The organism is Lactobacillus sp. (assembly GCF_051893255.1).
Taxonomy (GTDB): domain Bacteria; phylum Bacillota; class Bacilli; order Lactobacillales; family Lactobacillaceae; genus Lactobacillus.
Genome location: NZ_JBJFHB010000044.1, coordinates 8,116 through 19,507, shown reverse-complemented (window position 1 = coordinate 19,507; position 11,392 = coordinate 8,116). Strand labels below are relative to the sequence as shown.

12 protein-coding genes are annotated in these 11,392 nt (G+C 48.5%); 1 reads left to right on the top strand and 11 read right to left on the bottom strand.

Translation table 11 applies throughout. The features are described from left to right. Positions 1-7: 7 nt before the first annotated feature. From ACI4WN_RS03655 to ACI4WN_RS03615, 9 genes are all read right to left on the bottom strand, one after another. Positions 8-1,705 (bottom strand): proline--tRNA ligase, encoded by a 1,698-nt coding sequence (locus ACI4WN_RS03655; protein WP_439777006.1) that lies wholly within the window; start codon positions 1,703-1,705, stop codon positions 8-10. Between the two features lie 44 nt (positions 1,706-1,749). Continuing rightward, positions 1,750-2,997: an RIP metalloprotease RseP gene (gene rseP, locus ACI4WN_RS03650; protein ID WP_439777005.1), complete on the bottom strand. Its 1,248-nt coding sequence runs from the start codon at positions 2,995-2,997 to the stop codon at positions 1,750-1,752. Between the two features lie 9 nt (positions 2,998-3,006). Continuing rightward, entirely contained in the window at positions 3,007-3,801 is a 795-nt protein-coding gene (locus ACI4WN_RS03645; protein ID WP_439777004.1) for a phosphatidate cytidylyltransferase, read from the bottom strand. 5 nt (positions 3,802-3,806) lie between these two features. After that, positions 3,807-4,538, bottom strand: coding sequence for an isoprenyl transferase (locus ACI4WN_RS03640; protein ID WP_439777003.1), 732 nt, complete (start codon positions 4,536-4,538; stop codon positions 3,807-3,809). Between the two features lie 3 nt (positions 4,539-4,541). Further along, complete coding sequence (gene frr, locus ACI4WN_RS03635) at positions 4,542-5,099, bottom strand: ribosome recycling factor (RefSeq protein ID WP_008459878.1); 558 nt, start codon at positions 5,097-5,099, stop codon at positions 4,542-4,544. Further along, a complete protein-coding gene (gene pyrH / locus ACI4WN_RS03630) occupies positions 5,099-5,824 on the bottom strand; it encodes a UMP kinase (RefSeq protein ID WP_439777002.1) in 726 nt (241 codons plus the stop codon). The genes frr and pyrH overlap by 1 nt, the downstream gene beginning before the upstream one ends. A 162-nt stretch (positions 5,825-5,986) precedes the next feature. Beyond that, positions 5,987-7,015, bottom strand: a complete 1,029-nt coding sequence (gene tsf / locus ACI4WN_RS03625) for a translation elongation factor Ts (RefSeq protein WP_439777001.1) — start codon at positions 7,013-7,015, stop codon at positions 5,987-5,989. A 62-nt stretch (positions 7,016-7,077) separates the two neighbouring features. Then, positions 7,078-7,839: a 30S ribosomal protein S2 gene (gene rpsB, locus ACI4WN_RS03620; RefSeq protein WP_439777000.1), complete on the bottom strand. Its 762-nt coding sequence runs from the start codon at positions 7,837-7,839 to the stop codon at positions 7,078-7,080. Between the two features lie 168 nt (positions 7,840-8,007). After that, positions 8,008-9,024: a GIY-YIG nuclease family protein gene (locus tag ACI4WN_RS03615; RefSeq protein ID WP_439776999.1), complete on the bottom strand. Its 1,017-nt coding sequence runs from the start codon at positions 9,022-9,024 to the stop codon at positions 8,008-8,010. A gap of 100 nt (positions 9,025-9,124) precedes the next feature. Between ACI4WN_RS03615 and ACI4WN_RS03610 the strand changes: the two genes are divergently transcribed. Continuing rightward, positions 9,125-9,739: a lysophospholipid acyltransferase family protein gene (locus ACI4WN_RS03610; protein WP_439776998.1), complete on the top strand. Its 615-nt coding sequence runs from the start codon at positions 9,125-9,127 to the stop codon at positions 9,737-9,739. A 53-nt stretch (positions 9,740-9,792) separates the two neighbouring features. Here ACI4WN_RS03610 and ACI4WN_RS03605 read toward each other — a convergent pair whose 3' ends face one another. Together ACI4WN_RS03605 and ACI4WN_RS03600 are read right to left on the bottom strand one after the other, a co-directional pair. Beyond that, a complete protein-coding gene (locus tag ACI4WN_RS03605) occupies positions 9,793-10,782 on the bottom strand; it encodes an aspartate-semialdehyde dehydrogenase (RefSeq protein WP_439776997.1) in 990 nt (329 codons plus the stop codon). A gap of 7 nt (positions 10,783-10,789) precedes the next feature. After that, positions 10,790-11,392, bottom strand: a 603-nt coding sequence (locus ACI4WN_RS03600; protein ID WP_439776996.1) for an ACT domain-containing protein, incomplete at its 5' end; no start/stop codon positions are given.

The window sequence follows — 11,392 nt, the reverse complement described above, 5'->3', positions numbered from 1 at the left end:
TTCAATCCTAATCTAATACGCTAGAAATGTAATCGTCCAAATCGGTAACAGCGACCTTTTGAGCACTGTCATCGCTTGGGCGCTTGACTTCAACCACACCATCAGCAGCGTCGCGGCCAACCGTAATTCTGATTGGAGCCCCAACCAAGTCGGCATCGTTAAACTTGACACCTGGACGTTCGTTACGGTCATCGTAAAGGACGTCGTACTTAGCGTACTTGGCTTCCAGGTCTTCAGCCAGCTTGGTTTGAATTTCATCCTTCATCTTCATTTGAATGATGTGGATGCCAAATGGTGCAATTTCCTTTGGCCAAGCCACGCCGTTTTCAGTAGCGTGTTGTTCAACGACAGCTGACAAAAGGCGGGTAACCCCGATCCCGTATGAGCCCATGATGACTGGCTGGGTCTTGCCGTTTTGGTCCAAGAAGTTGGCACCCATGGTTTCCGTGTAGTAGGTACCAAGCTTGAAGATGTGACCAACTTCAATGGAAGTGGTGAATTGCAATGGTTCACCATTGACTGGGTCTGGTTCGCCTTCGTTGGCAATGCGCAAATCAGCGAATTGGTCAACCTTGAAGTCCCGGTCAAGGTTAGCGTTGACGAATTGGTAGTCGGTTTCACCGGCCCCAACAACTACGTTGTAAAGGCCCTTAACCGTTTCATCGGCAACGATTTCGTCTGCCCAGTCAGCATTAACCGGACCAACGCCGCCCTTTTCAGCACCGGTCAATTCAGCCAGTTCAGCATTTTCAGCGATGCGGAGGCTGTCGCAGTCCAAAAGGTGAGTCAACTTAACTTCGTTGATTTCCTTGTCAGCGCGAATCAAAACCAGAACCTTCTTCTTTTCGTCAGCAATGTAAAGAATGCTCTTAACGATTCTAGTTGCTGGCACCTTCAAGAAGGCAGTCAATTTTTCGATGCTGTCGCAGTCTGGCGTAGCAACCTTTTCCATGGCCTTCAAGTCTTCTTGCTCTTGCTTAAAGGTATCAACGCTGACCGCCATTTCCAAGTTGGCTGCGTAAGTACCGGAAGCGTTAGTAGCAATGGTGTCTTCACCAACAGCGGCTGGAGCTTGGAATTCAGTTGAGTTCTTCCCGCCCATGGTGCCGGAGTCGGCGATAACTGGACGCACCTCAACGCCAGTCCGCTTGAAGATGCGCAGGTATGCGGCCTTTTCATCTTCGAACTGCTGGTCCAATTGTTCCCGGGTAGCCGCAAAGCTGTAGCCATCCAGCATCACGAATTCCCGGCCACGAAGCAAGCCAAAGCGAGGACGGTTTTCGTCTCTAAACTTGGTTTGGATTTGGTAAAGGTGAAGCGGCATTTGCTTGTAAGACTTGATGGACTTGGCAACCACTTCGGTAAAGGTTTCTTCGTGGGTTGGCCCCAAAAGCATTTCCCGGCCGTGGCGGTCCTTCAAGCGGAACATTTCTGGACCGTACTTTGGCAAACGGCCTGATTCTTCCCACATGGAAGCTGGCAGCATGTGCGGCATGATCATTTCGACAACGCCGGCATTGGCCATTTCTTCTTCGATGATCTTTTCAGTCTTTCTTAAGACCTTGTAGCCAAGTGGCAAGTAGGCATAAACACCGGCCGTAACCTGGCGGATGTAGCCTCCGCGCAGCATGACTTGGTGACTTTTAGCAACCGCATCAGCTGGGGTTTCCTTAAGAGTTGGCATGAAAAAAATAGTTTGACGCATGAGTAAAATTTCTCCTAATTTAGTTTGTATGCTTCTTTTAGGAATTACTTGATAAAGTAGCGATAAATGTCGTTGCCAGTAACCGCGATGATCAGGAGCAATAAGAAGACCACCCCGATTAAGTCGACAAGCGTTTCATGTTCTTCTGAGATTGGGTGTCCCAGGATTAGTTCAATGATCTCTAGCAAGAGCTTGCCGCCGTCTAGACCCGGAATTGGAATCAAGTTGACGATCCCTAAGTTGATCGACAGCATCCCGACAAAGGCTAGCATGTAGGTCAAGCCCATACTGGTGGCTTTAGAGGTTTCAGAGTAAATGCCGACTGGTCCTGACAACTTGTTCAGGCTAAAGTGCTTAAAGAGGTTGCCTAGAGCCTGGAAGATCATCCCTGTCACCTGCCAGCTCAGCTGCCAGCCGCGCTTGGCCTTGGCTCCAAAGGAATTGTCGGGCTTAGCCACGATGCCGACGATATAAGACTTGGTGGTCTTAGAATACTTTGGTTTGACCTTCACGGTCTTGACCGACCCGCTTCTCTTGACCTTAAAAGTGATGGTCTTGCCCTTGGAAGCAGAGATTTCTTCACTCACTGCTTCAAAAGTAGCAGTCTTTTGCCCATTAACGGCCAAGATCTGGTCGTTTTTCTTTAAGACAGTCTGTGCCGGCGAATTAGCCGTTACTTGACCAATCGTCGTGGTGGCTGGGCCAGTGGCCGCAAAGCTGTAGATGAACAAGACAACAAAACCCAAGACCACGTTCATAAAGGGCCCAGCAAAGCTGACTGCAATCTTTTTCCAAGGCTTGGCTTCTTGGAGCTGGGTGTCGCGCGGGGCAATCTGCAGCTCTGTTCCGGAATCGTCAATAATGGTGGCATCATGATCCACCTGGTAGGTAACCTCTTTATCTTCGTCGCCATTTTCATAGCCGGTAATGGTTAAAGCGTCGACCAAGTCGGCCTTGATCACTCTGAGCGGGGTCCCTTCAATCGGCAGGTCGGCTTCAGAAGCATCGATCCGGTTGACCTTGCCGTCATCGCCAAATTGGACGACAATAGCGGTCCCAGGATCAATCTCGCTTTGCTCGTCGCGGCCAGCCAAGCGGACATAGCCGCCGAGGGGCAGCCAGCGAATGGTGTAAGTGGTTTGGGTCCGCCGCCACTGAACCAGTTTTGGTCCCATGCCGATCGAAAATTCCCGAACCAAAATTCCGGCCTTTTTCGCCACAAAGAAGTGTCCAAATTCATGGACAAAGACTACCAAGCCAAAAATGATGATAAAAGCCAGAATACTTTTCACAAGGTCCTCCTAAATCCCAAAGATCAAAGCCACGATTGGCAAGACAAACAGGGTACTGTCAAAGCGGTCTAAGATCCCGCCGTGCCCTGGCAAGATCTTGCCTGAGTCCTTGACGCCGTAGAAACGCTTGTAGGCAGATTCGACCAAGTCCCCCATCTGGCCCACGATGGACAAGAAGAAGGAAGCAATGATCAAAGTGGTCTTGTCAGCCCCCATTGGCACCAAGTTGACATAGATGGCTGAAATGATGACTGCAATAATGACGGCGCCGATCGAACCTTCCCAAGTCTTGTTTGGGCTGATCACTGGCCAGAGCTTGTGCTTGCCCAGCTTGCGGCCAACCATGTAAGCTGCCGTGTCCGTCGTCCAGACGACGATAAAGGCAAAGAGGATCCGCCACAAGCCGTAAGTCCCGCTGTTACGCAGCGCTGCCAAGTAGTGGAAGCCCGTGCCGATGTACAGGCTGGACAAGACATAAACACCGATGTCATCAAAAGTAGTCTTATTCTTAGACAACACGGTCCAGGTCAATAAGAGCATGACCAAGGCGTAGAAGATGCCCCACTTGCTCCAGTGTGGAGGCAAGAAGTTAAAGAAGGCACTTGGTACCGTCCAGGTCAAGGTTGCCAAGCAGGCTAAGGTAAAGTCGACTGATACCAGGATTTGCTTTTTCATCAAAAAGACTTCGCTGATCCCGATTGCTGCCAAAATCGCTGCTAACCAGTCAATCCACATTCCGCCCGCTAAGAGGATCGGAATAAAAATCAATAAAGCAATAATTGCCGTAATAACTCTTTGTTTCATAAAACCTAACTATCTGTTTCATCTAATTTGCCAAAGCGGCGGTGGCGGCCTTGGTAAATCTTAACCATATCTGCTAAATCTTTTTCATCGAAATCTGGCCAAGCCTTGTCGGTAAAGGCCAGTTCTGAATAAGCTAATTGCCAAAGCAAAAAGTTGCTGATCCGCTGCTCGCCAGAAGTTCGAATGAGGAGGTCTGGATCGCTATATGGGGCAAACTGAGCCGTCATCAGGTTCGCGCTGACCAAGTCTTCGTCAATAGCACTTGGGTCCAGCTCGCCGGCAACAGCTTTTTCGGCAATCTTCTTAACCGCAGAAACAATCTCTTTTCTTGAGCCATAGTTGAAGGCAAAGTTTAAGATGAGGCCCGTGTTATTAGCCGTTTCCTTCATCGCCCGCTCAACCACATTTCTAGTTGATTCTGGCAATTCATCCAGGTAGCCCATGATGTTGACCTTAACATTGTGTGCCTGCAGACGCGGCATAAACTTGTCAAAAAACTTGACTGGCAAGTTCATCAGGTAGTTAACCTCGTCTTTGGGCCGGGCCCAGTTTTCGGTTGAAAAAGCATAAAGAGTCAGGACTTTAATTCCCAACTCATCAGCTGCTAAAGCAATTTTTTCGACATTGTCCATTCCGGCCTTGTGGCCCATAAAACGGGGCATGTGCCGCTTCTTGGCCCAGCGGCCGTTGCCATCCATGATGATGGCTAAATGGTTTAATTCTTTTACTTCGCTCATCGGTTACCCTTGCGTAATTTCCTTGCGCTTGTTGTCAGCCATTTGATCGATCTTCTTGGTAGCGTCGTCAGTAACCTTTTGCACGTCCTTTTCCAGGCGTCTTTCTTCGTCTTCAGTCAAGTCGCCATCTTTTTCAGATTTCTTCAAGGCCTTCATGGCTTCTTGGCGAACGTTGCGGACCGCAATCTTGGCTTCTTCAGCCAGCTTGCCGACTTCCTTGGCAATTTCTTGACGGCGTTCACCAGTCAATTGCGGAATAACCAAGCGAATTACGTTACCGTCGTTAGCTGGAGTTAAGCCCAGGTCTGAAGCCAAGATAGCGTGTTCGATGTTGTTCAGGGAGCTCTTGTCATAAGGAGTGATCATCAACACCCGCGGTTCTGGGATGGTTACCCCAGCCATTTGGGTCAAAGGAGTTGGCACGCCGTAGTATTCAACCATGACGCGGTCAAGCAAGGAAGCGTTGGCAACGCCGGCCCGCACCGTAGCCAAGTTGCTTTGGTAGACGTCGATTGACTTGGCCATGTTGCTCTTGGCTTTTTCAATAATTTCGTTGTTCATTATTTATCACCTCTAATAATCGTCCCGATGTTTTCCCCTTCAACAACCCGCTTGATGTTGCCTGGAGTGTTGATGTTGAAGACGATCAATGGAATGTGAGTATCCATTGACAGGGAGCTGGCAGTTCTGTCCATAACCTGCAGACCCTTGGAGATCATGTCCAATTGGGTCAATTCGGCAAACTTCTTGGCTTCTGGATCAAGGTTTGGATCAGCCGTGTAGACGCCGTCAACGCCGTTTTTGGCCATCAAGATCACGTCAGCGCCGATTTCAGCTGCTCTCAAGGCAGCAGTCGTGTCAGTTGAGAAGTAAGGGTTACCCGTACCACCACCAAAGATCACAACGCGGTTCTTTTCCAAGTGGCTGATGGCAACGCGTCTGATGTAAGGTTCAGCAACTTGCCGCATGGAGATTGAAGTTTGCAATCTAGTTGGTACGCCGGCAGTTTCCAGGCCATCTTGCAAGGCCAGGCCGTTCATGATGGTCGCCAGCATCCCCATGTAGTCAGCTTGAGCTCTTTCCATGCCCAGCTTGGCGCCGGTTTCCCCGCGCCACATGTTGCCGCCGCCGCAGACAACGCCGATTTGCACGCCCATGTCGTGAACCAGCTTGATTTCTTGGGCCAGCTTCTTGATCACAACTGGATCAATGCCAGTGCCCTTTTCGCCTGCTAAGGCTTCACCAGAAATTTTCAAAATGATACGATGATATTTAACTTGACTCATAATGCCCTCCTAATTTGCTCTAACTATTTTACCATAAATCGACACGCTGTCTTCTCTATTTTAAGTGCTTAAGCAAAAATTGTCATCTTTCTTGCCAGACTTAAGAAAAAAATTGCATAAAAAAAGGATGGGTTATCCCATCCTTTTCCTAGCTAGAAGAAATTAGTTCTTCATTTGTGCAGCAACTTCAGCAGCAAAGTCTTCTTGCTTCTTTTCGATGCCTTCGCCGACTTCGAAACGAACGAATTCTACAACTGAAGCGTTGATTGAGTCAAGGTATTGTTCAACAGTCTTGCTGTCGTCCATGATGTAAACTTGAGCAAGCAAAGTTTGTTCTTGGTCAACCTTAGTGTTGTCAAGCATGAAACGAGCCATCTTGCCTGGGATGATCTTGTCCCAGATGTTTTCTGGCTTGCCTTCTGCCTTCAATTCTTCCTTGATGTCGGCTTCAGCTTGGGCAATAACTTCGTCAGTCAATTGCGCCTTTGAGCCGTACTTCAAGTGTGGCAAAGCTGGCTTGTTAACCAATGCACGTGATTCGTTGTCTTGGTCGATCTTGTGGTTCAATTGAGCCAATTCTTCGTGTACGAAGGCTGGGTCAAGATCCTTGTATGACAAAACAGAAGGCTTCATTGCGGCAATGTGCATGGCAATGTGCTTAGCGATCGTTTCATCGCCGCCGTCCAAAACAGTTACAACACCGATGCGGCCACCGTTGTGTTGGTAAGCACCAAAGTGTTGGCTGTCGGTCTTTTCCAGAACTGCAAAACGACGGAATGAAATCTTTTCACCGATAGTTGCAGTAGCGTTAACGAAAGCAGCTTCCAAAGTTTCGCCAGATGGAGTGATCAAAGCAAGTGCTTCTTCCTTAGTAGCTGGCTTGCCCTTGGCAACAGTTTCAGCAGCTTCCTTTACCAAGCTTTGGAATTGAGCGTTTTGAGCAACGAAGTCAGTTTCTGAGTTAACTTCAACAACAGCAGCAACGTTGCCATCAACGTAGATACCAGTCAAACCTTCCGCAGCAACGCGGTCAGCCTTCTTGGCTACCTTAGCCATACCCTTTTCGTGGATGATTTGGATTGCCTTTTCCATGTCACCGTCAGCGGCAACAAGGGCCTTCTTGGCATCCATAACACCGGCGCCAGTAGTTTCACGTAATTCCTTAACCTGCTTAGCAGTAATGTTAGCCATTATAAAATGTCCTCCAGGTCACACTAAATTAATTATTTTCTACAAAGATATTTTACGACAAATTATTCAGCGTCGTCTACTTCTTCGCTAGAAACTTCTTCAGCACTTTCAGACAATTCCTTTTCAACGTCTTCGCTGTCAGCGCCTTGCTTGCCTTCGATGATAGCATCAGCCATAGCACCAGCGATCAAACGGATAGCGCGGATAGCGTCGTCGTTTGATGGGATGATAACGTCGATTGGAGTTGGGTCAGTGTTAGTGTCAACCATGGCAACAACAGGAATGCCAAGCTTGTTAGCTTCGTGAACGGCAATCTTTTCCTTCTTAGGGTCAACAACGAACATTACGTCTGGGATCCGAGGCATGTCTTCGATACCGCCCAAGAACTTTTGCAGCTTGTCCATTTCCTTAGTGAGCAAGGCAACTTCCTTCTTTGGCAAGACATCAAAAGTGCCGTCTTCAGCCATCTTCTTGAGGTCCTTCAGACGCTTAACCCGGCTTTGGATGGTAGTCCAGTTAGTCAAAGTACCACCAAGCCAACGTTGGTTAACGTAGTATTGGCCTGCACGAGTAGCTTCTTCAGCGATTGCTTCTTGAGCTTGCTTCTTAGTACCAACAAACAAGAAAACACCGTCGTCTTGAGCAACAGCCTTAACGTAGTTGTAGGCGTCGTCAAGCATCTTGATGGTCTTTTGCAAGTCGATGATATAGATCCCGTTTCTTTGAGTGAAGATGTATGGCTTCATCTTAGGATCCCATCTTCTAGTTTGGTGGCCGAAGTGTACGCCGGCTTCAAGCAATTGCTTCATAGATACAACTGACATAAATAAATTCCTCCTAGGTTATTTCCTCTCAAGCGTTCATTTCAGTCGTCAACCTGATGTTAAGGCACCTGACGACCGATCGCTCTTGATGTGTTATTTCTAGCGTGGATTGCACGCTTTTTTAGCTTAGCAAATTTTTCCTAAAAAAGCAATAAGATTTTTTACTAACTAAAAATCCACTTGATGCTCTTTTAAGAATTTTTCCTTCCAAGCCCGGTCGTGATGCTTAAACCAATATTCCCGCTTCATGGCTAGCTTCTTGTCGTCAAATTCTTCGTGGTAGATCATCTTGACTGGCCGTCTAGACTTGGTGTACTTGGCCCCTTTTCCGGAATTATGCATCTCCAGGCGGTGCTTTAAATCGTTGGTGTAGCCGCCGTAAAAGGTCCCATCAGCGCAAAGGAGGACATAAAAGTAGTGCTTTTCTGCTTTACTCGGGATTCGTGCTTCCAAGATTTCCTTAATTTGCGGGGTATTTTCGCCACTAGCCTCATGGACTTCAATGGCGTCGTGCAAGACTAGGCCGTCTGCCTTGCCGTTTCTGACTGCTTCAACGATTACCAGGTTGGCCTCTTGCCCCCGTCTTGACACAAAGGGCTGGACGCTTTTAACTGGCAGGTCATGCTTCATGCCGTAGGCGATGATTTCGCCCAGCCGCTCTGGCCGGTGGACCATGAACATCTTCCCTTTCATTTTTAAAAGACCTGACGCGACTTCGATAATCTCTTCCAGGTTGATCTCCAGCTCATGGCGGGCAATGGCTTTGGAGCGGTCGGGGTTCAGCAAGTGGCCTTCTGGGGCCTTAAAATATGGGGGATTAACAACTACGACGTCATAGCTGTCCTTTTTTAAAAATTTACCCGCATCCTTGACATTGCCCTGGTAGACCTTGATCCGGTTTTCAAAATGGTTCAGCTCAATTGACCGCTCGGCCTTAGATACAATCTCTGGCTGCAATTCAACGTCATCGTAGTGGGCACGGTTAAAAGCAGCCATGTATAAGCTGGCTGCCCCGTTGCCGCTGCAAAGCTCGACCACTTTCGAGCGGTCCTTGATCGCCTGTTTAGCCCAATAAGCCATGAGCAGGGTATCTAAAGAAAAAGCAAAAGAATGCTCATCTTGGATGATTTTCAGCTGATCGCCCAGCATGTAGTCAATTCGCTCTCCGTCTTTCAGTTCAACCATATTTACTCGTCTTTCCTCTAATTTTCTGCTAGTGTCTTCAGTTTGTTAGCTCTGATTTCAAGTGTGATATAATAATTTTACTACATTCGGAGGTCACTTTATGCTTTATCGTATTTTTCGGCCAATCGCCCGCTTCATCGTTTGGGTCTTAAACGGCCACCTGCATGTCCACCATAAAGAACGGATCCCTGACGGCACCTACATCATGGTTGCCCCGCACCGGACCTGGTGGGAGCCCATCTTGTTTGCCCTGGCAGCTAGTCCAGATGAATTCATGTTTATGGCCAAGCAGGAACTTTTTAAAAATCCAGTCCTTCGCTGGATCTTAAAAAATGCCCATGCTTTTCCAGTTAACCGGGAACACCCTGGTCCTTCTGTGATCAAGATTCCAGTTAAGGGGCTAAAGTCTGAAGGCTTGTCTTTGATCATGTTCCCATCTGGAACTAGACACTCAGCATCTTTAAAATCTGGTTCATTAGTCATCGCCAGAATGTCTGGCAGACCCCTTTTGCCAGTCGTTTACCAAGGACCCATCACCTTTAAGGGCGTTCTCATGAGAAAAGGTCTAGAAGTCAACTTCGGCGATCCCATTTATATCGACCGCAAGACCAAATTGACGCCGGAAACGGAAGCCAAGTACAACCAAGAACTAGAAGATACCTGGCAAAAACTGGACAACGAGCTTGACCCAAGCTTCCACTACGAAGCCAAATAAAAAGCAAAAAGGATTGAAGTTAGCCTTCAATCCTTTTTGCTATCTGTTTTTTCTTACTCGGCGTGATCCAGCAGGTATTCCATGATCTGGACGGCGTTGGTGGCAGCGCCCTTGCGGATTTGGTCCCCGGTGCACCAGAGGGTCAAGCCATTTTCATTGATCAGGTCCCGGCGGATGCGGCCAACTTGGACAAAGTCATGGTCGGAATTTTCAAGCGGCGTTGGCGTGTGGTCGACAACTAAGTGGTCCCCTTCAAAGGCAGCGATCGTCTTCTTGGCATCCTCTACGCTTACGTGGTCTTCAGTTACCACCGTCGCGCTGATGGAGTGGGAGCGGTAAACTGGCACTCTAACGCAGGTGCAAGTCACCTTCAAATCTGGCAAGTGAAGAATCTTGCGGCCTTCATTTTGCATCTTCATTTCTTCGGTCGTGTAGCCATTTTCCAGTTCGCTGCCGATATCGGCAATCACGTTAAAGGCAATCTGAGCTGGGAAAACATTTGGAGTAACTGCTTCACCCTTGGCCAAGGCGTCAACTTCTTCTTCCAGTTCCTTGATCCCGTTCATGCCGGCACCAGAAACGGCTTGGTAGGTGCAGGCGTTAATGGCCACGATCTTAGACAGCTTGGCAATTGGGGCCAAGGCCATCAAGGTAATGGCAGTGGAGCAGTTGGGGTTGGCAATCACGCCGTGGTGGGCCAAGGCATCTTCACCGTTGATTTCAGGCACAACCAGTGGCACGCCCTCTTCTTGACGGAAGGCGGAGCTGTTGTCGATGTAAACGGCGCCGCTTTTTTCTACCATTGGCCGGTAGGTCTTAGACAGGCTGTTAGAAACGGCACCCAGGACAAAGTCTAAGCCGTTCAAGCGCTCTTGGCTGACGACTTCAACTGTCAATTCATGGTCTTTAAAGGGAATTTTCTTGCCTTCAGAGCGCTTTGAGGCAAAAACTCTGATTTCATCAGCAGGAATCTGTCTTTCCGCAATACAGTCCAGCATTTGCCGGCCAACGGCACCAGTTGCACCTAAAATACCAATCTTCATTTATTTTTTAACGCTTTCTATTTTCTTCACTAATAAATTGTTGATAAATGGCTTGAATCGCCTTGCCAAAGTCCTTGTTTTCGACCCCGATCACGATGCTTTGCTCATCGCAGGCCTGGCTGAGGGTTCGGATGTTGATCTGCTGGTCGCCTAGAACCGACAAGAGCTTGCCGGACATCCCCGGCACCCGCCGCATGGCCCGGCCAACCACAGCCAGCATGGCCAGGTGGCTTTCCACTTGCACATCGTCAAAGTGGAGCTCTTTTTTCAGCTCAGAGATGATCTCGTAGAGCTTTTTCTCAATGGTCTTGCTTTGGACCACGATGGAAAAAGTATCAACGGTCACCGGCACGCTTTCAATGGACACCTGGTACTTTTCAAAAATCGACAAGGCCTTTCGCAAAAAGCCAGCCTCAGCAGAAGCATGCGACTTAACCAGGGTGATCACCGTAAAGTCCCGCTTGCCCGTGATCCCGGTGATGATGTGCGGCGGATCCTCTTGGTCTAAGTCGCTACAGTCATTCATGATCATCGTGCCCGGCTTTTCCGGGTGGTTGGTGTTTCTCACATTAATGGGGATGTTCTTTTCCCTGACCGGGAAAACCGCATC